Genomic DNA, 20,698 nt, shown 5'->3' with positions numbered 1-20,698 from the left:
CGCCAGGTTGGTGCGGTACAGCGCGTTGGACGCCTCCGCGGTGGAGTGCCCGGCGTAGGTGCGCATCACCCAGGGGCGGTCCTTCGTGCGCTTCTCCTCGCTCATGGCGGGCAGCCTAGGGCGATCGCTACTGCTTGGTAACGCCTCGGGGATGTGGGGTTTCCGACACCTTCCGGGAGTGGTCAGGCGGGTATGGCTTCGCGTTCCAGCTCGACGAACCGGATCAGGTGGGAGAGGTGGAGCATCCGGCGGACCGCCGGGCAGGCGCCCCGGAGGACGATCCGGCGGCCGTCGCGGTGGGCGAACCGGCTGGCGACCGCCAGCACCTTGAGGGCGGTGACGTCGACGGTGTCGACCTGCGTGATGTCGATGGTGACGTGCCCGTCGTGACGGTCGAGGAGGTCGTAGACGGCGTTGCGCACCTCGCTGGTGCTGCGAACGTCGAAGTCGCCGCGGAGCACCAGCGTCGACCCGTCGCTCACGATGTCCATGGCTCCCCTTCCTGCACCACGCCCGAGTTGTGGTGGTTCTTTACCCACCATGACGCTCCGCACCCTGATTCGGTTGCATTGGGCGACCAACCGGCCCCGGTGTGTCGCCGGTCACACCGGCGCCGGCGGGGTCGGTGGCCCGACGGGGGGCGTCGCCGCGCCCCACCTCCCCGGGCGGCCTACGCTCGGTCCATGGTCAACCTCACCCGCATCTACACCCGCACCGGCGACGCCGGCGAGACCCGGCTCGGCGACATGAGCGTCACCACGAAGACCGACCTCCGGCTGGAGGCGTACGCCAGCGTGGACGAGGCGAACGCCCACCTGGGTGTCGCGCTGGCGATCGGCGGGCTCGACGACGACGTCGTGGCGGTGCTGGGGCACGTGCAGAACGACCTCTTCGACGTGGGCGCCGACCTCTGCAACCCGGTGACCGACGACCCGGCGTACCCGCCGCTGCGGATCGAGCAGGACTACGTCGACCGGCTCGAGCAGTGGTGCGACCACTACAACGACCAGGTGCCGAACCTGCGGTCGTTCATCCTCAACGGAGGGACGCCGGCGGCCGCCCACCTCCACGTCGCCCGCACCGTCGTACGTCGTGCCGAGCGCGCCGCGTGGGCGGCGTACGCCGTGCACGGGGAGACGATGAACAAGCTGGCGATCACCTACCTCAACCGGCTGTCGGACCTGGTGTTCGTGCTGGCGCGGTATGCGAACCGGGAGAACGGGGACGTGCTCTGGGTGCCTGGCGGTGAGCGGGCGCAGCGAGGGACGAGCGGGGGCGAGCCGGGCAGGTGAGGCGGCTGCTCGGAGCACTCACGGTCGTCGCCGTGCTGGCGGCGACCGGCGCGTGCTCCGACGACGACGGCGGCGGGGACGTCGGTCCGGCAGGTAGCCCCTCCGGCAGCGCGAGCACCGGCAGCCCTGACGGCGAGACGCTGCGCAGCCCGACCGACGGCCCGACCGGGGCGCCCGAGCAGCAGCTGCCGCAGGCGCCGCCGGTGACCGAGCGGTTCGTGCCGGCCCGCACGCCCCGGGAGCTGGCGACCCGGCTGACCGTCGCCGAGGACCTGGCCCGCGCGTCGGCCGACGGCGGAGAGGTGCGGCGGGCGGCGGCGTTCGAGACCCAGCTCCTCTACCGCCAGCTGGCCCGCCGGCCGGCGTGGGAGGAGCGGGTGCGCGCCGCGGTGCCCCGGCGCTACCGCGCCGACGTGTCGGCGCACGTCCACGCGCGCCGGTCGCTGCGGAGCCTGCACACGACGCTGACCGACGAGCTGCCGGCGTGGCGGATCGCGGAGCCGGCGCCGCTCGCCGACCTGCTGCGCTTCTACCGCAAGGGCGAGCGCGTCCACGGCGTACCGTGGGAGGTGCTCGCGGCGATCAACCTGGTGGAGACCGGCTTCGGCCGGATCCGCGGCGTGTCGTCGGCCGGCGCCCAGGGCCCGATGCAGTTCATCCCCTCGACCTGGGCCGCCTACGGCGAGGGCGACGTCGACGACCCGCACGACGCGATCCTCGCCGCCGCCCGCTACCTGGCCGCCAGCGGTGGGGCCGGTGGCCGGGACGGGCTCGAGGACGCGCTCTACAGCTACAACAACCACTCCGGCTACGTCGCTGGCATCCTGGCGTACGCCTCGGTGCTCGAGCGCGACCCGCAGGCGCTGCGCACGCTCAGCGCCTGGCAGATCATCTACCTGTCCACGATCGGCGACCTGTGGCTCCCGGTCGGGTACGACGAGGAGCGCCCGGTGCCGGTGCGGCGCTACGCCCGGCAGCATCCGGAGCGGCACCTCGGGACCGCGACCGACTGACCGCGGTCGGCGGCGCCGCGGTGGGCCGAGGGGGTCGGCGCGGGCGGTCGCGGGGTCGGCGCGATCGTGGGGGCGGCGGCGCGATCGAGGGGCTCAACGGGCGACGTGACGGGCAAAACCTCCACTTGTCCGGCATTGCTTTGCCCGACAAGTTGAGGTTTCCCCCGGTCGGCCGGGGGAAACCTCACGCCGTCCGCACCCCGAAAAAACCGCACCCCCGAAATCCCGCCCCCGCCGCAACCCCACACCTACCCGGCCCCCACCCTCAGAACCCCAGCCGCGCGCGTTCCTCCTCGAGCCACGCGCAGACCCGGTCGAGGCCCCAGGCCGTGGCCTGGTCGCGGGCGCTGGCGGCGTGCCGGGCGGCCTCGTCCGGTCGTCCGAGAACGGCGGCGGCCAGGGCGAGGTAGGCGTCGACCGGGGCGGTCACCAGGCCCGAGCCGGCGCTGCAGGGCCGGCCGGCGTGCTGGAGCAGCACGTCGTGGGCGCGCTGCGCGAGCGTCGGGTCGTCGAGGTACGTCGCCAGCTCGGCCACGTGCCCGGCCGCGAGCACCGTGGAGAGGTCGTCGTCGTGGAACTCCACACCGGGGTCTGCGACGAACGCCCGGGCCTCGTCGAGGCGGCCGGCGCGGCACAGGTAGACCGCGGCGGTCGGCCGGACCTCCTCCTCCGCCGACCAGCGGAGCAGGGTGTCGACCGCCGACCCCGGACGGTCGCCCCAGTAGGCGACCGCGCAGCGCGCGAGGTCGACGTTCGCCTCCACCGTCTCGTGGACGAGGACCGCGCCGTAGCCCTGCAGCCGCTCGATCGCGGCCTCGGCCTCCGCGAACCGGCCGCACATCGCCAGCCACGACACCTCGATGGTGGTGAGGATCAGGTCGCCGTAGAAGATCCGCTGCCGCAGCGCCGCCGCCCGCGCGGCCGCGAGCTGCTCCCACATCTCCGCGACCCGACCCATCTCGCTGAGCGACGCGGTGCGGAGGGTGCCGGCCACGACGTAGGCACGCGAGTCGCCCGTCTCCTCGGCGATGCGGACCGCCTCGGTGATCCAGGACAAGCGCTCCGCAGCCGTCGACGGCACCCACTGTGTCATGTAGCCCACCTGGAGGGCGTTCATGAGGAGCCGCCGGTCGCCGAGGCGGCGGGCCATCGCCAGCGCGTCGTCGACGAGCGGGCGGATGGCGGGCACCGGCGTCACGCTCTTGCCCTCGACGGCGAGCGCGAGCAGCACCCGGCAGCGCAGCTCGCCGTCGCCGGGCGGCAACCGGTCCTGGCTGGTCCGCAGCGCGCTCGTGACCGTGGGGTTGGTCTCCCCGTCCGGCGCCGAACGCCACAGCACCTCGTGGCTGGCCGAGATCGCCGCCCTCGCCAGCAGCTCGGGGTCGGCGAGGTCGTGGGCGATCCCGATCGCCTCCTCGGCCGCGGCGACGAGGCCCGGGAGGTTGGCCGACCACCGGTGGGCGTCGACGAGCCGGAGGAGCACGTCGTAGCGCTCCAGGGGCGTCACGGCGGGGTCGGCTGCCTGGCTGTCGACCGCCGACCGCAGCAGCCCGGCGGCCTCGTCGTGCTCGTGCATCCGACGGGTGACGTCGGCGGCGGCGACCGCCGCTCGCCAGGCGCGGCCGGCGTGGGCCGGTCCGGCGTCGCGCCAGTGGCGCGCCACCTCCGACTCCCGGCCCGGCAGGCCCTCGAGCGCCGCCGCCGTCCGGGCGTGCACGCGCGCCAGCCGGCTGGCGCTCAACCCCTCCCGCAGCCGGTCACGGACCAGGGCGTGCGCGAAGCGGAACCGGTCGGGGCCGTCCTCGCGCAGCAGTCCCGCGGCCTGGGCCGGTTCGACCAGGTCGAGCACGTCCGCGTCGTCCGCGACGGCCGCCGCCGCCTCGAGCGTGCCGAGGTCGAATTGCCGGCCGATGACGGAGGCCGCCCGGAGGGTGGCGACCGTCTCGTCCGGCAACCGCGCCAGCCGGCGGTCGATGACCTCGCCGATGGCCGACGGCAGCCCGTCGCCGGGGAGTCGGCCCCCGCGCTCGGCGCTGAGGCGGGCCAGCTCGACGAGGAAGAACGGGTTGCCGTCGGTGCGCTGCAGCAGCGCCTGCGACTCGGCGGCCTCGGGTGCCCGACGGGCGATCGCCTCGAACACCGTGCGCACCTCACGCTCGGGCAGACCGGTCAGCGCCACCCGGTGGGCGTGGCGGCGGGCGAGCGCCTCGGCGGCCTCGGCGAGCGGCCCGGTCGGCGCCGGGTGGCTGCGCCAGGTCGCGATCAGCAGCAGGTGCTCGTCGGTGACCGACTCGACCAGGAGTCGCAGCACGCGCAACGTGGCCGCGTCCGCCCAGTGCAGGTCGTCGAGGAGGACCACCAGGCCGCGGTCGCGGGCGGCGCCGCGGACGGCGTCGCAGATCCGCTCCCAGGCGCGGAACCGGCCGCCCTCGTCCTGGCCGGCCGTGGTCACGGCGTCGACGAGGTCGAGCCCGACCCCCTCCAGCACGGACTTCCACGGCCACAGCGGCGGGGCGCCCTCGTCCTGCGTGCACCGCCCGACGAGCACCCGGGTGCCGTGCCGGCGGGCCTGGAGCAGCACCTCGGCGGCGAGGCGGGACTTGCCGATGCCCGGCTCGCCGGTGAGGACGGCGAACGACGGCCGGCCCCGCTCGGCCTCCGACAGCAGGCCGACGAGGGCGGCGAGGTCGGCGTCGCGGCCCACCATCGGCCACGGCGCGACGTTGACCTCGGCAGCCGGCCGCGGAGCGGGCGCAGACGGGACCGGCGGCGCGACCGGGGGCGCCGGCGGGGCCGCCGCCGCGGGCGGGGTGCGCCAGTCGAGGTCCGGGTCCTGGCGCAGGAGCGCCGTCTGCAGGTCGCGCACCGCCACCGACGGCTCGATGCCGAGCTCCTCGTCGAGCACGTCGCGGAGCCGGCGGAGCACGTCGAGCGCCTCGGCCTGCCGCCCCGACCGGGCGAGCGCCACGGCGCGCACCGACCACAGGCGCTCCCGCAGCGGGTGCGCCGCGGTGAGCGCCTCCAGCTCGGCCGCGACCGGTGCGTGGTCGCCGAGCGCGAGCGCGGCCAGCGCCCGGTCCTCCAGCGCCACCATCCGCAGCTCCTCGAGCCGGACGCGCTCGGCGGTGACGGCGTCGACGCCGTCCAGCTCGGCGTACGGCGTCCCCCGCCAGAGCGCGAGCGCGCCGTCGAGGGCGGCCCGCTCCTGCTCCAGCACCGCGGCGTCGAGCCCGTGACTCCCCCACGTCCCGAGCGGCTGGAGCCGCTTGTGGGCGCGGGTGACCGTCTGCTCGAAGCGTCGGGCGTCGACGGCGTCCTCGGGCACCCGCAGCGCGTAGCCGGGCGCCGTGGTCACCAGGACGGTCGCCGGCGTCCGCGGCGCGCGGTCGGGCTCGATGACCCGGCGCAGCTGGGGAGACGTAGGCCTGGAGCGTGCCGGTCACGCCGGGCGGCGCGTCGTCGCCCCACAGGTGGTCGACGATCGCGTCGACCGACACCGGCCAGCCGTGCGCCAGCGCGAGCGCCGCGACGAGCGCCCGTTGCTTGGGCGTGCCGAGGTCGAGGACCGATCCCCCGCGCCGGACCTCCAGGGCGCCGAGGACGGACACCGCGACCTGCTCTGGCACGCCCGCAGCATAGGGACGTCCGCGCAGGTCAGCACGGGATTTCCACGAGGTGGTCGACGCCGACCGGCGGGCTCGGGCGGCGGCCCCAAGTCGACCCCAAGTCGCTCCCAAGCGGTCGCCGGCACCGTCCTCGGCATCACGACAGACGCCCTGAGCAGCACCGAGGAGCACCCATGACCATCGAGACCGACACCGTCAGCACCCCGCCCGACCTCGTCACCGTGGGCCACGCCCTGCGCGGCCTGCTCGGCGACCGCGTCGTCCTGCCGGGCGACGAGCGGTACGACGAGGTGCGGGTTCCCTGGAACTTCGCCGTCGACCAGCGCCCGGCCGCGGTCGCCGTGCCGCGCTCGGCGGCCGAGGTCGCGACCGTCGTCCGCGTGGCCGCGGAGAACGGTCTCCGCGTGGCGGCCCAGTCGACCGGCCACAACGCCGGCCCGCTCGCCGCCCAGGGGGCTCGACGACGTCGTCGTCGTGCGTACGTCGGACCTCGACCTGGCGGTCGCCGACCCCGGCCGCGGCATCGTCCGCGTCGAGGGCGGTGCCCTCTGGGAGGCCGCCGTCACGGCCGCCGCCGCCGACGGGCGCGCGGTCCTGCACGGCTCCTCCCCGACGTCGGTGTCGCCGGCTACTCCCTCGGCGGCGGCATCGGCTGGTACGCCCGCAAGCTCGGGCTGGCGACCAACAGCCTCACCGCCGTGGAGCTGGTCGTCGCCGACGGCACGCTGGTGCGCGCGGACGCCGACCACAACGCCGAGCTGTTCTGGGCGCTCCGGGGTGGGGGCGGCAACTTCGGCGTGGTCACCGCGCTCGAGCTCCGCTCCTTCGACATCCCCACGGCCTACGCGGGGTTCCTGCTGTGGGACGCCGCCCAGGCCGAGCCGGTGCTGCGCACCTGGGCGGCCTGGGCGCCGGACGCACCCGACGAGATCACCACCGCCTTCCGCGTCATGCGGCTCCCGGACCTCCCCGACCTGCCGGACTTCCTCCGCGGTCGGGCGGTCGTCGTCGTCGACGGCGCCGTGCTCGGCAGCGCCGAGCGCGGCAGCGAGCTGCTCGCCGACCTGCGGGCGCTGCGGCCGGAGATCGACACCTTCGCGACCGTCCCGGCGGCGTCGCTCGTGCGGCTGCACATGGACCCCGAGGGCGGCGCGCCCGTCACCTCGGACTCGCGAGTGCTCGACGCCCTCCCCGACGCGGCGATCGACGCGTTCCTGGCGCAGGTCGGTCCCGGCGCCGACACGCCGCTCGCCATCGCCGAGCTGCGCCAGCTCGGCGGTGCCCTCGGACGGCCGCACGACGGCGGCGGCGTGCTGTCGCACCTCGAGGGCCGGTTCCTGTGGTTCGGCGGCGCGATGGCGCTCACGCCGGAGATGGCCGCGGAGGGACACCGCGCCGCGGCAGCGGTCAGCGGGGCGCTCGCGACGTGCTCGTCGGGACGGCAGTACCTCAACTTCGCCGAGAACCCCGTCGACACGCGCACGGCGTACCGCCCCGAGGCCTGGCGCCAGCTCGTCGGCGTCCGGTCGGCGGTCGACCCGCACGGCCTCTTCGTCGCCAACCACCGCGTCCCGCGGCTCTACGAGGACGGAGGGCCGACGACGTGACGCGCAACGCGATCGGGAACGTCCGCTGACCCTCTCCCCGGCACCCCCACCCGGCCGGCCGGGCCGCTCCTCAGGAGCCGGCCCGGTCGGCCGTTCGCTCCGTGTGGCCCAGCTCCCTGCCGGGAGCGACCAGGTCGCGCACCCGGCGCTTGAGGTCGGCCACCTCCGGGAAGCCGCCGTCGCGCTTGCGGTTCCACACCGTCACGCGCCCCGACCCCGTCGGAGCGGTCCCGGAGGAGACGCCCTCGACCTCGACCCGGAACACGCCGGCGTCGGCGTCGCGCGGGGCCGGGCGCAGCGCCACCTCGTCGAGCTCGTCCTCGAAGGTCTGCAGCAGCTCGGCGGCGTACCACTGCGCGCGCAGCAGCCACCGGCACCGGACGCAGTAGGTGATCACGACCCGTCCCGCCATGGCGCCCAGTCTTCCAGCCCCCGCCGCGGCAGCCTCTGTGGATGGCTTCGTGCGCTGTCCGCACCGCGTGCCACGATGGTCGCACCGTGGACGTCCTGGCCTCGCTCACCGACGAGTTCCTCGAGGAGCACTTCGCTCCCGAGACCCTCGCCCGCGCCCGCAGCTACGTCGACCGCCTCGACGGCCCGCCCCACCTGCACCAGCTGAGCTCCGGGTCGGTGACCGCGACCGCCGACGTCCGCGGCTCGGCGCTCTCGCCCTACCACGTGCAGCTGCACTGCGAGGTCGGCCGGCCCAGCGGGCGGAGCCGCACGTCGACGTCGGGATGGATCTTCAGCCTCTGCACCTGCCCGGTGCGCAACATGTGCAAGCACGGCGCGGCGGTGGCGCTCACGATGCGCAAGGGCCACGTCGGTGGCGACCGCACCCCGGCGTGGGAGCGGCGCCTCGGCTCGCTCGTCGACGAGCTGGCCCGCACGACGACGTTCCGAGCGGAGGCGGTGCCGATCGCCCTCCAGCTCTCCCTCGACCAGCGGCGGATCTACCGCTACACCGAGGATGCCCCGGTGCTGCGGCTGCGGCCGTTGCGGCCGGGAGCCCGGCAGAACTGGATCCGCACCGGCGCCGACTGGCCCGACGTCGGCCACCTGGTGCTCGGCGGGGCGCTGGTGCCCGAGCAGGCCGACGCGCTCGGAGCTCTGCATGCCGCCTGGCAGGCGCACCGCTCGCTCGGCTACCAGCCCGCCGGCACCGCACCGTCGCTCGACCAGTTCGGCGCCCAGCTGCCGCGGCTGCTGCGCGCCGCCGTCGCCGCCGGTGTGGAGCTGCACCCGGTCGCGCCGCTGCGGTCGGTCACCCTCCGGGACGAGCCGGTCGGGCTCGCCGCCGACCTCACCCGGGTGGGAGGGACCGCCCGGCTCGAGCTGGGTGTCGACGTCGACGGCGCGCTCTGGCGTGGCGAGCTGCTGCTCCCCGGCCACGACCCCACCATGGTCGGCCTGCTCGACGCCGACGGGCACCTCGAGCTCGCCGAGCTGCGGCGCAGGGTGCCACCGGGCGTCCGCTCGATGGTCGAGGGCGAGGCGCTGGAGGTGCCCGCCGGCGAGCTCGAGACCTTCCGCGACCGGCTCACCGGGCTCGTCCGGCACCTGACCGTCCGCTCCCCCGACGGCTCGGTCGAGCTGCCGGCCCCCTTGGAGCCGACGCTGGTCGTCACGGTGGGCTGGCACGCCTCGACGTCGGCCGAGCTCGACTGGCAGTGGCGCTACGACGACACCCGCGGCTGCCCGCTCGACAGCCGCGACCGGTTGGGAGGGGTGCGCGACCGCGCCAAGGAGGCCGACATCCGGGCGACGGTGCCGCCGCACCTGCTCGGCGTCGACGCCGTCCACGGCGGCGATGCGCTCACCCTGGCGATCCACGACCTGCCCCACCTCCGCGGGCTCGCCGGCGTCGAGGTGGTCGAGGTCGAGCGCCCCGACTTCCGCGAGGTCGACGAGGCCCCCGAGATCAGCTTCGAGCTCGTGGACGGCGAGGCCGCCGACGGTCCGACCGACTGGCTCGACCTCGAGGTCGCCGTCTCCGTCGACGGCGAGCGGGTGCCGCTCCCCGACGTACTGGCGGCACTGACCCTCGGCCACGAGTTCCTCGTCCTCCCCAGCGGGCGCTACATCACGACCGACCGCCCCGAGTTCGACCGCCTGCGGGAGGTGGTCGCCGCGGCGGCCGAGCTGCGCGAGCGCGAGGGCGACCGGATCGGGGTCGGCAAGCACGACCTCGGCCTGTGGGCCCAGCTCGCCGAGACGGGCATCGTCGACGCCCAGGCGGCCGACTGGGTCCGCCGCGCGCAGGCGCTGCGCGACCTCACCGTCATCCCCCGCCCGGAGCCGGTGGGCCTGGCGACCGACCTGCGGACCTACCAGCGCGAAGGGTTCTGGTGGCTCTCGTTCCTGTGGGAGCACGGGCTCGGCGGGATCCTGGCCGACGACATGGGCCTCGGCAAGACCCTCCAGGTGCTCGCGCTCGTCGCGCGGGCGCGGGTCGAGCGCCCCGACGACGGCCCGTTCCTCGTGGTCGCGCCGACCAGCGTCGTCACGGCGTGGGCGAGCGAGGCGGCGCGCCACGCGCCGGGCCTGCGGGTCGGCGTCGCCACCCGCCGCTCCGACGACGTCGCGGCGCTCGCGGCGACCAGCGACCTCGTCGTGACGACGTACACCCTCCTCCGGCTGGCACAGGCCGACTACGCCCTCGGTCCGCTGGGCCGGGCTGGTGCTCGACGAGGCGCAGCAGGTCAAGAACCACCAGAGCAAGACGTACGCCGCGGCGCGCTCGGTCGCCGCCCCGTTCAAGCTGGCCGTGACCGGCACGCCGTTCGAGAACCGGCTCATGGAGCTGTGGGCGCTGCTGTCGATCACCGTGCCCGGCCTCTACCCGTGGCCGCGCCAGTTCACCGAGCGGGTGGTGCGACCGGTCGAGCGCGGGGCCGACGAGCAGGCGCTGGCGCGGTTCCGGGCGAGGATCCGTCCGTTCGTCCTGCGGCGGACCAAGGAGCTGGTCGCGGCCGACCTGCCGCCCAAGCAGGAGCAGGTGCTCGACGTCGCGCTCGGGGCACGGCACCGCCGCATCTACGACACCCACCTCGCCAAGGCCCGGCAGGAGATCCTCGGCCTGGTCGAGGACTTCGACCGCAACCGGGTCGCGATCTTCAGCGCGCTGACCCGCCTGCGCCAGCTCGCCCTCGACCCGGCCCTGGTCGACCCGGCCCACGACCGCGTCGGCTCCGCCAAGCTCGACCTGCTCGTCGAGCACCTCGCCGAGATCGCCGCGGAGGGCCACCAGGCGCTGGTGTTCAGCCAGTTCACGTCGTTCCTCGGCCGGGTGCGCGACCGGCTGGCCCGGGAGGACATCGGCGCGCTCTACCTCGACGGTGCCACCCGCGACCGGGCGACGGTGATCGAGCAGTTCCGCTCCGGCGCGGCGCCGGTGTTCCTCATCTCGCTGAAGGCCGGCGGCGTCGGCCTGACCCTCACCGAGGCCGACTACGTCTTCGTCCTCGACCCGTGGTGGAACCCCGCCGCCGAGGCGCAGGCCGTCGACCGCGCCCACCGGATCGGCCAGACCCAGCACGTCAACGTCTACCGGCTGGTCGCGACCGACACGATCGAGGAGAAGGTGATGGAGCTCAAGGGCCGCAAGGCCGAGCTGTTCGCCCGGGTGGTCGACGGCGGCGGCGCGATGAGCACCGCCATCGGCGCCGACGACATCCGCGGCCTGTTCGAGGAGTAGGCCTCAGTCGCTCGCGGTCGTCGCGGACCGCTCCCGCGCGGCGCCGACCGTCAACATCGCGACCACCATCACCCCGGCGGCCGCCAGCAGCGACTCCAGGGTGCCGACCCGGTCGGCGAGCGCGCCGAGCAGCGGCGGACCGCCGAGGAAGGCGCCGTAGGCGATGGTGGCGACCACGCCGACCCGCCGGGCGGCGCCCACCGGGTCGTCGGCGGCGGCGCTCATGCCGACCGGGAACCCGAGGGCCGCGCCGGTCCCCCACAGCAGGATGCCGAGCGCCACGAGCGGCCAGCTGCCGCCCCACACCACGAGCAGCACCCCCACGGCGGAGACCAGCGCGGACAGGCCGAGCACGGGCGCCCGGCCGAAGCGGTCGAGCGCCGCCGGGCCGGTCAGCCTGCCCGTGGTCATCGCCGACACGAACAGCGCGAACCCGGCCACGCCCGCCCAGTGGGGGACGTCGTAGCCGTCGATGAGGGCGAGGGTGAGCCAGTCGTTGGCCGCGCCCTCGACCAGCGCGAAGCACATCACCATCACGCCGATCGCGAGCGTGCGCGGCTCGGTCCACGGGGAGCGCGTACGCCGCCCCTCTTCCGGCCCGGGGCCGGCGGGCGCGGCCGCCGCCGCGGAGGTCGCCAGGAACCGGCCGGCCGCACGGGCTGCGACCCCGCCGGAGACGAGAGCGCCGACGACGAGGTGGGGCGCCACCGGGACGTCGAGCCGGGTGAGCACGACGCCGACCCCGGCGCCGCCGAACGTGCCCAGCGACCACCCGGCGTGGAACCGGGGCATGATCGTGCGACCCAGCGCCCGCTCCACCTCCGCGGCCTCGACGTTCATCGCGACGTCCCAGCCGCCGATGCCGAGGCCGTAGACGAGGAACCCGGCCGCGGTCACCGGCACCGACGACGACAGCGCGACGCCGGCCGCGGACAGCACGAAGCCGACGACCACCGCGACGCAGCCGGCGCGGACGACCGCGGTGGCGCCGAACCGGCCCACCAGGCGACCGCTCGCGGACAGGGCCACGAGGGAGCCGACGGTGATCAGCAGCAGCAGGAGGCCGAGGCCTCCGTTGGAGAGGTCGAGGCCCGAGCGGATGTCCGGGAGCCGCGCGACCAGGCAGGAGAACGACAGGCCGTTGAGGGCGAAGACGACCGCGACCGCGTTGCGGGCGCCGGTGTGAGGGCCGTCAGGCACCGGTCGCCCGGCGGTCCCAGTCGGCGCCCGGAGGCTTGGCCTCGAGCCAGGACTGGAAGCCGGTCAGCGAGGCGGGGCTCATCGCGAGCTCCACCGGCCCGTCCGGGGAGCCGCAGCGGATCACCAGGTGGTCGGGGTAGAGCGAGGCCTGCTCGGCGCCGACCGGCTCGCGCCGGCCGTCGTACGTCAGCGCCTCACGGAGCCAGACCCGGCGCGGCCGCGGGTCGAGCGTGAAGACCCGGAACCACTCGAGGCGCTCGCCGGAGTAGCGGCCGAGGCCGAGCACCCAGCCCTGGTCGGGCACGTCCGGGCGCAGCCGGTGGCTGAGCTCGAACGTGCCCCCGTGCCGGGCCAGGACCCGGCGGCGTACGACCAGCGCGACGCCGTAGACGACGACGAGGAGCAGGGTGACGCCCGCGATGTCGAGCAACCACTCCCACCACGCCATGGACTCTCGCTAGTGGCCTACGCCGGAGGAGACCTTCTCGGCGGCACGCAGGCGCGCCTCGGCGCGACGCACCCGCTTCTCCGCCTCGTCGTTGGCGCCGATGAGGCCGCGGGCCTCCTCGAGCTCCGCCCGGGCCCGGTCGACGTGGATCTCCTCGCCGAGCTCGATGCGCTCGGAGAGGATCGACACCCGGTTGTTGGCGACGCTGAGGAAGCCGCCGTCGACGGCCGCCACCACGACGTCGTCGGTGCCCCTCGACCTGGACCTCGATCACGGCCGCCGCCAGCAGCGACAGCGCCGGCGCGTGGTCGCGCAGGACGCCGAGGTCCCCCTCGGTCGTCCGCGCGATCACCATCGCGGCGTCGCCGGACCACACGGTCCGGTCGGCCGCGACCAGCTCGACGTGGAGCGCTTCGGAGCCGGCCATGTCAGAGGTTCTTCTGGATCTCGGCCCAGTTGCGCTCGACGTCGTCGAGGCCACCGCACATGAAGAACGCCTGCTCGGCCACGTGGTCGTACTCGCCGTCGCAGATCTTGTTGAACGCCTCGATCGTCTCCGACACCGGGACCGTGGAGCCCTCGATGCCGGTGAACTGCTTGGCGACGTAGGTGTTCTGCGACAGGAACCGCTGCAGCCGGCGAGCCCGGGAGACGATGATCTTGTCCTCCTCGGACAGCTCGTCGACACCGAGGATCGCGATGATGTCCTGCAGCTCCTTGTTGCGCTGCAGGATCTGCTTCACGCGGATCGCGCAGTCGTAGTGCGCCTGGCCGATGTACTGCGGGTCGAGGATCCGCGAGGTCGACGTCAGCGGGTCCACGGCCGGGTAGATGCCGAGCGAGGCGATCTCACGCGAGAGCTCGGTCGTCGCGTCGAGGTGGGCGAACGTCGTCGCCGGCGCCGGGTCGGTGTAGTCGTCCGCGGGCACGTAGATCGCCTGCATCGAGGTGATCGAGTGACCACGGGTCGAGGTGATCCGCTCCTGGAGCACGCCCATCTCGTCGGCCAGGTTGGGCTGGTAGCCCACCGCGGACGGCATCCGGCCGAGCAGGGTCGACACCTCCGAGCCCGCCTGGGTGAACCGGAAGATGTTGTCGATGAACAGCAGCACGTCCTGCTGCTGGACGTCGCGGAAGTACTCCGCCATCGTCAGCGCGGACAGCGCGACGCGCAGCCGGGTGCCCGGCGGCTCGTCCATCTGGCCGAACACCAGGGCGGTCTGGCCGAACACGCCGGCCTCGGTCATCTCCTCGATGAGGTCGTTGCCCTCACGGGTGCGCTCGCCGACGCCGGCGAACACCGACACACCACCGTGGTTGCGTGCCACGCGGGCGATCATCTCCTGGATGAGCACGGTCTTGCCGACGCCCGCACCACCGAACAGGCCGATCTTGCCGCCCTGCACGTACGGGGTCAGCAGGTCGATGACCTTGATGCCGGTCTCGAACATCTGGGTCCGCGCCTCGAGCTGGTCGAAGGCCGGAGCCGAGCGGTGGATGCCCCAGCGCTCCTGGACGTCGAGCTGCTCGCCCTCCTCGAGGTTGAGCACGTCGCCGGTCGCGTTGAACACGTGGCCGAGGGTCACGTCGCCCACCGGCACCGTGATCGGGCCGCCGGTGTCGGTCACCTGCGCGCCGCGGACCAGGCCGTCGGTCGGCTTCAGCGAGATCGCGCGGACCATGCCGTCACCGATGTGCTGGGCCACCTCGAGCGGCAGCAGCGTGGTCTCGTCGCCGAGGGTCACCTCGACCTCGAGCTTGTTGTAGATCTCCGGCATCGCGTCGACGGGGAACTCCACGTCGACGACCGGGCCGATGACCCGAGCGATCCGACCGACCGAGGCCGCACCGCTGGTCGTGGTCTCTTCAACCGTTGCAGTCATGTCTGTCTACTCCGTTGTGGTGGTTCTGGGGGTGCGGTCAGTCGTTCGCGCTGGCCTGGGCGTCGGCGAGCGCGTTGACGCCGCCGACGATCTCGCTGATCTCCTGGGTGATGCCCGCCTGGCGCGCCTGGTTGGCGATCCGGGTGAACTTCTTGATGAGCTCCTCGGCGTTGTCCGTCGCCGACTTCATCGCCTTCTGGCGCGCGGCGAGCTCGGAGGCCGCCGCCTGCAGCAGGCAGTAGAAGATCCGGCTCTGGACGTACTGCGGGAGCAGCTTGTCGAGGACCTCCGCCGGGGACGGCTCGAACTCGTAGAGCGGCAGCAGCTCGGACTCCTCCGGCGCCTCCTCACCCTCGACGACCTCGAGCGGGAGCAGCCGCACGGCGGTCGGCTCCTGCACGAGCATCGAACGGAACCGGGTGAACACGACGTGCACCTCGTCGACGCCGGTCACGCCGTCGTCGCCGCGCTCGCCGCTGTCGAGGAGGAAGGCGTCGATCAGCGTCCGGCCGATCTCGGCCGCCGCGTCGTAGGACGGCTGGTCCGAGAACCCCGTCCACGAGCTGACGAACGGGCGCTGGCGGAACTTGAAGTACGCCTCGGCCTTCCGACCGGAGAGGTAGTAGTCGATCTCCTTGCCCTCCTCGCGGAGCCGCTCGGCGAGCCGCTCGGCCTCCTTGAGGACGCTGGAGGAGTAGGCACCGGCGAGGCCGCGGTCGCTCGTGATCACGAGCACCGCCGCCCGCCGCGGGTTCTCCTCCTCGCTGGTCAGCGGGTGGTCGACGTTGGAGAACGTCGCCACCGCCGACACCGCACGGGTCAGCTCGCGGGCGTACGGCGCCGCCGCCTGCGCCCGCTGCTGCGCCTTGATGATCCGGGACGCAGCGATGAGCTCCATGGCGCGCGTGATCTTCTTCATCGACTCCGTCGACCTGATCCGCGCGCGGTACTCACGCAGCGATACGGCCATGAGAGGTCACACCCTCTTCTGCTTGACGATCTGCTCCTGCTCGAGCTCGTCGTCGGGGAGCGCCTCGGCCTCGGCCTCGTGCCCGGGCTTGATGGAGCCACCCTCGGAGGTCTCGAACTGGTCGAGGAAGGAGTCGTAGGCGCGCTCGAGCTCGTCCTCGACCTCGAACTTCGTGGTCTCCCGGATGCTGCCGAGGATGCCCTCGTGCGAGCGCCGCAGGTAGTCGAGGAACTCGCTCTCGAACCGCAGGACGTCGCCGACCGGCACCCGGTCGAGGCGGCCGGTGGTGCCCAGCCACAGCGAGACGGTCATCTCGTCCAGCGGGTACGGCGAGTACGCCGGCTGCTTGAGCAGGGCCATCAGCCGCTGACCGCGGTCGAGCTGCTGCCGCGACGCCGCGTCGAGGTCGGAGGCGAACATCGCGAACGCCTCCATCGCGCGGTACTGCGCCAGGTCGACCTTCAGCGAGCCGGTGACGGCCTTCATCGCCTTGGTCATCGCCGCGCCGCCCACTCGCGACACCGAGATGCCGACGTCGATCGCCGGCCGCTGGTTGGCCGCGAACAGGTCGGACTGCAGGAAGATCTGCCCGTCGGTGATCGAGATGACGTTGGTGGGGATGAACGCCGAGACGTCGTTGGCCTTGGTCTCGATGATCGGCAGACCGGTCATCGAGCCCGCGCCGAGGTCGTCGGAGAGCTTCGCGCAACGCTCCAGCAGCCGCGAGTGCAGGTAGAAGACGTCACCCGGGTAGGCCTCACGACCCGGCGGACGACGCAGCAGCAGCGACACCGCGCGGTAGGCCTCGGCCTGCTTGGTGAGGTCGTCGAAGACGATGAGGACGTGCTTGCCGTCGTACATCCAGTGCTGGCCGATGGCCGAGCCGGTGTAGGGGGCGAGGTACTTGAAGCCCGCGCTGTCGGACGCCGGGGCGGCGACGATCGTGGTGTACTCCAGCGCACCGGACTCCTCGAGCGCGGCCCGCACCGACGCGATGGTCGAGCCCTTCTGGCCGATGGCGACGTAGATGCAGCGGACCTGCTTGGTCGGGTCGCCGGAGTCCCAGTTCTGCTTCTGGTTGATGATCGTGTCGATCGCGATCGTCGTCTTGCCGGTCGCGCGGTCGCCGATGATCAGCTGGCGCTGACCGCGGCCGATCGGCGTCATCGCGTCGATCGCCTTGATGCCGGTCGCGAGGGGCTCGTGCACCGACTTGCGCTGCACCACCGACGGCGCCTGCAGCTCCAGCGCCCGGCGGCCGGTGGTCTCGATGTCGCCGAGGCCGTCGATCGGCTTGCCGAGCGGGTCCACGACCCGTCCGAGGTAGCCGTCGCCCACCGGCACGGAGAGGATCTCGCCGGTCCGGCGGACCGTCTGACCCTCCTCGATCTTGTCGAAGTCGCCGAGGACGACGACACCGATCTCGCGGTCCTCGAGGTTCAGCGCGAGGCCCAGGGTGCCGTCCTCGAACTCGAGGAGCTCGTTGGCCATCGCGGAGGGCAGACCGCTGACGCGGGCGATGCCGTCACCGGCGGAGGCGACCGTGCCGACCTCTTCCTTGCTGGCGGCAGCCGGCTGGTAGTCGGCGACGTACTTGGCCAGCGCGTCGCGGATCTCGTCGGGACGGATGGAGAGTTCCGTCATCGTGAGTGCCTTCTCTCTTCTGCTTCGAAAACCGGTGGGGTGGTCGGTGGGGCGGTCAGCCGGCGAGCCTGCGCCGGGCGTCGTCGAGCCGGCTCGAGACCGTCCCGTCGATGACGTCGTCGCCGATCTCGACCCGGATGCCACCGATGACGGCGGGGTCGACGACGACGTTGAGGTGGACCGGCATGCCGTACTGCCGGCTGAGGGCGTCGGTCAGCCGCTGCGCCTCGGCGTCGGCCAGCGGCCGCGCGACGTGCACCGTCGCGACCCGCTGGCCGTGGACGTCCGCGGCGACCTTCTCGTAGTCCTCGAGCGCGGCGACCACGGTGCGGTAGCTTCCGGCGAGCGACTGCTTCACCAGCGTCACCGTCGCCGGCAGCGCCTTCCCCTCGAGGAGGGTGTCGACCAGCGCCGCCTTGTCGGCGACGCTGCGCGCCGGGTCGGACAGGGCGTTGCGGAGGTCGCTGTCGTCGCCGAGGAGCGACCGCACCGCGAACAGCTCGTCGGTCAGCCGACCGCTGTCGGCGCCCGACGAACGGACGACCGCGACGACCCCGAGCAGCTCCAGCGCGTCGGCGAGGTCACGGCTGCTGGTCCAGCGCCGGCTGACCGCCGCCTTGAGCAGCTCCAGCGACGCCGGGTCGACCTTGCCCTCGAAGAGCTCGCCGGCGAGGCCGGCGCGGGCCTCGACCGGGACCGTCGCGTCGGTCGCGAACCGGCGCAGCGCGCCCTCGGCGCGCAGGCTGGCCGCGACCGCGAACAGGTCGTCGGCCACGGCGTTCGCCGAGGACTCCGCCACGCCACCGAGCTGGTCGGACAGCACGGCGAAGGCGTCGGCAGACGCGCCGCGGAAGCCGGAGCGGACGGTCATCAGTTCGCTCCGGGAGCGCTCGGACCGGTCTCGAGGTCGGCCAGGAACCGCTCGACCACGCGGGCCTGCCGCGCGTCGTCCTCGAGGGACTCGCCGACGATCCGGCCGGCGAGGCCGGTCGCGAGGGTGCCGACCTCGGCACGGAGCGAGGTGACCGCCTGCTGGCGCTCGGCCTCGATCTGCGCCTTGCCGTGCTCGACGATCCGGGCCGACTCCGCCTGGGCCTGCTCCCCGCATCTCGGCGATGATCGCGGCCCCTGCTCGCGCGCCTCCTCACGGATCCGCGCGGCCTCGTGGCGGGCGTCGGCGAGCTGCTGCTCGAGCTCGGCGAGCTTGGCGTCCGCCTCGGCCTGCTTGTTCTCCGCCGCGGCCAGGCCGCCCTCGATCGCCTGGGTGCGCTCGGCGTACGTCTTCTCGAAGTTCGGCACGACGAACTTCCGCACGGCGAGGAAGAGCAGGGCGAACACGATGAGCGAGAGCACGATCTCGACGGGCTCGATCGCGAGCGGGCTCTCCGGCGTGTGACCGCCCTCCTCGCCTTCGGCAAGGATGAGGAACATTGACTTCATGGACCTGACCTATCGGTGATGGTCTGGGACGACGCGCGGTGGACGCGTCAGAGGGCGAAGGCGAGCGCGATACCGATGATCGCCAGCGCCTCGGCGAGCGCGAAGCCCAGGATCGCGATCGACTGCAGGCGGCTCTGGGCCTCCGGCTGGCGGGCGACTCCGTTGATGTAGGCGGCGAAGATGAGACCGATGCCGACACCCGGGCCGATGGCGGCCAGGCCGTAACCGATCATGTTGAGGTTGCCGTCCACGGCGGTTCCTTTCGGTTGATACTGCGGTTGTTGAGTTGGGTCGGAGAAGTGCTCAGTGCTCGTCGGCGAGTGCGCCCTGGATGTACATCGCGTTCAGCAGGACGAAGACGTAGGCCTGCAGGAACTGCACCAGGATCTCGAGGAAGCTGACCAGGATCGCCATCACCCAGGCGGCGATGCCCGAGATGACGCCGACGGCGCCGCCGTACTCGCTGACGAGGTAGAGGCCGCCGGTGGCGAACAGGATCAGCAGGAGGTGGCCGGCGAACATGTTGGCAAAGAGTCGCAGCGCGAGCGTGACCGGCCGGACCAGGATGTTGGAGAAGAACTCCAGCGGGACCAGCAGCGGGTACATCGCCGCAGGCACGCCGGACGGGATGCTCTGCAGCTTGAGGTAGCCGACGAACCCGTGCTTGGCGATGCCGACGCCGTTGTAGATCAGCCAGGAGAGCCCGGCGAGCGCGTAGGCCATGCTCGAGCGGCTGAACGTCGGGAACTGGATGAACGGGATGCTCGCGAACAGGTTGTTGACGAGCACGAAGAAGAACAGCGCCACCAGGTAGGGCACGAACCGCTGGAAGTCGTGGCTGCCGATGATGTCGCGGCCGACGCTGTTGCGGACGAAGTTGTAGGCGCCCTCGCCGGCGAACTGGAGGCGGCCGGGCACCATCGCGGCGCGGCGCGAGGCCATCCAGAAGAACGCGAGCACGAGGATCCCGGCGAGCACCAGCTGCACCATCGGCTTGGTCACGTCGACACCACCGACCGAGAACAGCTCGGGGTACTCGAAGTTGGCCGGGCCGGGCGCGGTGAAGCCGTCACCTGCGGCGGTGATGGTGCTGGCTGCGCTGATCACCAGGTCTCCTTAGTCCGTGTCCTGCTCAGGGTCATGCTGCGGCTTCTCCACCGGCTCGGTGCGGAAGCGGGCGGCGGTCATGTAGATCCCGAACGCCGCCCCGACCACGATCCCGATCGCCACCAGGAACCGGGTGCCGAGCCAACGGTCCGCGAGGAACCCCAGCACCCCGTAGACAGCGACGCCGGCCACGACATAGCCGAACGCCCGCCACGGGTCGCCCTTCGGATCCTCCACGGGCTGACTCATTGCGCCCCCGGACAATAGCAGTCGCTCCGGCTCATCCCGCACCGCCCTCCGCCCGGTCGACGAGGCCCTCACGGGGCGTCTCGGAGGCGGCTCCGGCCGGCCCGTCGAAGACCGGCAGCCGGGCCGTCGTCGAGGCCCTCAGCTGGACAGCCGACCACACCAGGGCGCCGGCGATCACGCCGGCCCCGAGCCACCCGCGCTCGACGTCCGACTCCAGGACGTCGGCCCGTCGGACGGCGACGAACAACAGCGCCATCAGGGCCACCTGGAACGTGTAGGTGACCAGCGCGACGAGCAGCGACGCAGCCGGCGCGACGCGGGCGACGAGGTCGACGAAGAAGGCTCCGAAGGCGAGCACGCCCACGACCATCAGGCTGCCGACGGCCGCCCCCGTGGCCAGGCTGCGCCGTGCGCGACGGCTGCGGCGGCGACCAGCAGGGAGCCGACGACGGCAGTGACGACGGCAGCGACGACCAGCGGTCGCGACCCGACGCGCGGGTCCCCCGGCCGGGGCTTCGCGGT

General features: G+C 73.4%; 20 protein-coding genes and 2 pseudogenes. 4 read left to right on the top strand and 18 right to left on the bottom strand.

Going from position 1 to position 20,698, the window contains the following annotated elements:
* Positions 1-12: 12 nt before the first annotated feature.
* Positions 13-66: pseudogene (locus MF408_RS25855) on the bottom strand (hypothetical protein); the annotation flags it as partial.
* A 116-nt stretch (positions 67-182) separates the two neighbouring features.
* A complete protein-coding gene (locus MF408_RS18615; protein ID WP_240248933.1) occupies positions 183-491 on the bottom strand; it encodes an STAS domain-containing protein in 309 nt (102 codons plus the stop codon).
* Between the two features lie 192 nt (positions 492-683).
* Here MF408_RS18615 and MF408_RS18610 point away from each other — a divergent pair, with 192 nt between their 5' ends.
* The gene (locus tag MF408_RS18610; RefSeq protein WP_240248932.1) at positions 684-1,292 is read left to right on the top strand and encodes a cob(I)yrinic acid a,c-diamide adenosyltransferase; all 609 of its coding nucleotides are present in this window, start codon (positions 684-686) and stop codon (positions 1,290-1,292) included.
* The gene (locus tag MF408_RS18605; RefSeq protein WP_240248931.1) at positions 1,289-2,305 is read left to right on the top strand and encodes a transglycosylase SLT domain-containing protein; all 1,017 of its coding nucleotides are present in this window, start codon (positions 1,289-1,291) and stop codon (positions 2,303-2,305) included. Before MF408_RS18610 ends, MF408_RS18605 begins: the two co-directional genes overlap by 4 nt.
* A gap of 265 nt (positions 2,306-2,570) precedes the next feature.
* Here MF408_RS18605 and MF408_RS18600 read toward each other — a convergent pair whose 3' ends face one another.
* Positions 2,571-5,660: a BTAD domain-containing putative transcriptional regulator gene (locus tag MF408_RS18600; protein ID WP_240248930.1), complete on the bottom strand. Its 3,090-nt coding sequence runs from the start codon at positions 5,658-5,660 to the stop codon at positions 2,571-2,573.
* A 444-nt stretch (positions 5,661-6,104) separates the two neighbouring features.
* On the opposite strand from MF408_RS18600, the gene MF408_RS18595 reads away from it, so the two are divergent.
* Entirely contained in the window at positions 6,105-7,538 is a 1,434-nt protein-coding gene (locus MF408_RS18595; RefSeq protein ID WP_240248929.1) for an FAD-linked oxidase, read from the top strand.
* Between the two features lie 70 nt (positions 7,539-7,608).
* Here MF408_RS18595 and MF408_RS18590 read toward each other — a convergent pair whose 3' ends face one another.
* Together MF408_RS18590 and MF408_RS25850 are read right to left on the bottom strand one after the other, a co-directional pair.
* The gene (locus MF408_RS18590; protein WP_240248928.1) at positions 7,609-7,950 is read right to left on the bottom strand and encodes a SelT/SelW/SelH family protein; all 342 of its coding nucleotides are present in this window, start codon (positions 7,948-7,950) and stop codon (positions 7,609-7,611) included.
* Entirely contained in the window at positions 7,932-10,259 is a 2,328-nt protein-coding gene (locus MF408_RS25850) for a hypothetical protein (protein ID WP_275693225.1), read from the bottom strand. The genes MF408_RS18590 and MF408_RS25850 overlap by 19 nt, the downstream gene beginning before the upstream one ends.
* Between MF408_RS25850 and MF408_RS25845 the strand changes: the two genes are divergently transcribed.
* Positions 10,219-11,235, top strand: coding sequence for a DEAD/DEAH box helicase (locus MF408_RS25845; RefSeq protein ID WP_275693224.1), 1,017 nt, complete (start codon positions 10,219-10,221; stop codon positions 11,233-11,235). The genes MF408_RS25850 and MF408_RS25845 overlap by 41 nt on opposite strands.
* Positions 11,236-11,238: 3 nt before the next feature.
* Here MF408_RS25845 and MF408_RS18575 read toward each other — a convergent pair whose 3' ends face one another.
* The 13 genes and pseudogenes from MF408_RS18575 to MF408_RS18515 form a co-directional block, all read right to left on the bottom strand.
* Positions 11,239-12,435: an MFS transporter gene (locus tag MF408_RS18575; RefSeq protein WP_240248927.1), complete on the bottom strand. Its 1,197-nt coding sequence runs from the start codon at positions 12,433-12,435 to the stop codon at positions 11,239-11,241.
* Positions 12,428-12,883 (bottom strand): DUF2550 domain-containing protein, encoded by a 456-nt coding sequence (locus tag MF408_RS18570; RefSeq protein WP_240248926.1) that lies wholly within the window; start codon positions 12,881-12,883, stop codon positions 12,428-12,430. Before MF408_RS18570 ends, MF408_RS18575 begins: the two co-directional genes overlap by 8 nt.
* A 9-nt stretch (positions 12,884-12,892) precedes the next feature.
* Positions 12,893-13,117: a hypothetical protein gene (locus MF408_RS18565; RefSeq protein WP_240248925.1), complete on the bottom strand. Its 225-nt coding sequence runs from the start codon at positions 13,115-13,117 to the stop codon at positions 12,893-12,895.
* A 73-nt stretch (positions 13,118-13,190) separates the two neighbouring features.
* Positions 13,191-13,238 (bottom strand): annotated as a pseudogene (locus MF408_RS18560) (hypothetical protein); the annotation flags it as partial.
* A gap of 73 nt (positions 13,239-13,311) precedes the next feature.
* Entirely contained in the window at positions 13,312-14,766 is a 1,455-nt protein-coding gene (gene atpD / locus MF408_RS18555) for a F0F1 ATP synthase subunit beta (RefSeq protein ID WP_240248924.1), read from the bottom strand.
* Between the two features lie 37 nt (positions 14,767-14,803).
* Positions 14,804-15,736: a F0F1 ATP synthase subunit gamma gene (locus MF408_RS18550; protein WP_240248923.1), complete on the bottom strand. Its 933-nt coding sequence runs from the start codon at positions 15,734-15,736 to the stop codon at positions 14,804-14,806.
* 6 nt (positions 15,737-15,742) lie between these two features.
* Complete coding sequence (gene atpA, locus MF408_RS18545; protein ID WP_240248922.1) at positions 15,743-17,380, bottom strand: F0F1 ATP synthase subunit alpha; 1,638 nt, start codon at positions 17,378-17,380, stop codon at positions 15,743-15,745.
* Positions 17,381-17,435: 55 nt separating this feature from the next.
* On the bottom strand, positions 17,436-18,251 hold the full coding sequence (locus MF408_RS18540) for a F0F1 ATP synthase subunit delta (protein WP_240248921.1): 816 nt from the start codon (positions 18,249-18,251) through the stop codon (positions 17,436-17,438).
* A complete protein-coding gene (locus MF408_RS18535; RefSeq protein ID WP_240248920.1) occupies positions 18,251-18,820 on the bottom strand; it encodes a F0F1 ATP synthase subunit B in 570 nt (189 codons plus the stop codon). Before MF408_RS18535 ends, MF408_RS18540 begins: the two co-directional genes overlap by 1 nt.
* Before the next feature lie 47 nt (positions 18,821-18,867).
* Positions 18,868-19,071, bottom strand: a complete 204-nt coding sequence (atpE, locus tag MF408_RS18530) for an ATP synthase F0 subunit C (protein ID WP_275693223.1) — start codon at positions 19,069-19,071, stop codon at positions 18,868-18,870.
* A 52-nt stretch (positions 19,072-19,123) separates the two neighbouring features.
* Positions 19,124-19,927 (bottom strand): F0F1 ATP synthase subunit A, encoded by an 804-nt coding sequence (atpB, locus tag MF408_RS18525; protein WP_240248919.1) that lies wholly within the window; start codon positions 19,925-19,927, stop codon positions 19,124-19,126.
* Between the two features lie 9 nt (positions 19,928-19,936).
* Complete coding sequence (locus MF408_RS18520) at positions 19,937-20,164, bottom strand: hypothetical protein (RefSeq protein ID WP_240248918.1); 228 nt, start codon at positions 20,162-20,164, stop codon at positions 19,937-19,939.
* Between the two features lie 43 nt (positions 20,165-20,207).
* Positions 20,208-20,534 carry a hypothetical protein gene (locus MF408_RS18515; RefSeq protein WP_240248917.1) on the bottom strand — a complete coding sequence of 109 codons (327 nt, stop codon included), beginning with the start codon at positions 20,532-20,534 and terminating at the stop codon, positions 20,208-20,210.
* Positions 20,535-20,698: the final 164 nt, after the last annotated feature.

It is taken from the genome of Nocardioides sp. TF02-7 (assembly GCF_022437945.1).
Taxonomy (GTDB): Bacteria; Actinomycetota; Actinomycetes; order Propionibacteriales; family Nocardioidaceae; genus Nocardioides.
Note: the sequence above shows the minus strand (reverse complement) of the source record. Positions and strands in the feature narration are given on the sequence as shown.

Coding starts and splice junctions, on each gene's coding strand:
- MF408_RS18590 (WP_240248928.1), bottom strand. CDS start 7,950: ATGGCGGGACGGGTCGTGATCACCTACTGCGTCCGGTGCCGGTGGCTG.
- MF408_RS18535 (WP_240248920.1), bottom strand. CDS start 18,820: ATGAAGTCAATGTTCCTCATCCTTGCCGAAGGCGAGGAGGGCGGTCAC.
- MF408_RS18615 (WP_240248933.1), bottom strand. CDS start 491: ATGGACATCGTGAGCGACGGGTCGACGCTGGTGCTCCGCGGCGACTTC.
- atpD (WP_240248924.1), bottom strand. CDS start 14,766: ATGACTGCAACGGTTGAAGAGACCACGACCAGCGGTGCGGCCTCGGTC.
- MF408_RS18540 (WP_240248921.1), bottom strand. CDS start 18,251: ATGACCGTCCGCTCCGGCTTCCGCGGCGCGTCTGCCGACGCCTTCGCC.
- MF408_RS18550 (WP_240248923.1), bottom strand. CDS start 15,736: ATGGCCGTATCGCTGCGTGAGTACCGCGCGCGGATCAGGTCGACGGAG.
- MF408_RS18570 (WP_240248926.1), bottom strand. CDS start 12,883: ATGGCGTGGTGGGAGTGGTTGCTCGACATCGCGGGCGTCACCCTGCTC.
- atpA (WP_240248922.1), bottom strand. CDS start 17,380: ATGACGGAACTCTCCATCCGTCCCGACGAGATCCGCGACGCGCTGGCC.
- MF408_RS18595 (WP_240248929.1), top strand. CDS start 6,105: ATGACCATCGAGACCGACACCGTCAGCACCCCGCCCGACCTCGTCACC.
- MF408_RS18610 (WP_240248932.1), top strand. CDS start 684: ATGGTCAACCTCACCCGCATCTACACCCGCACCGGCGACGCCGGCGAG.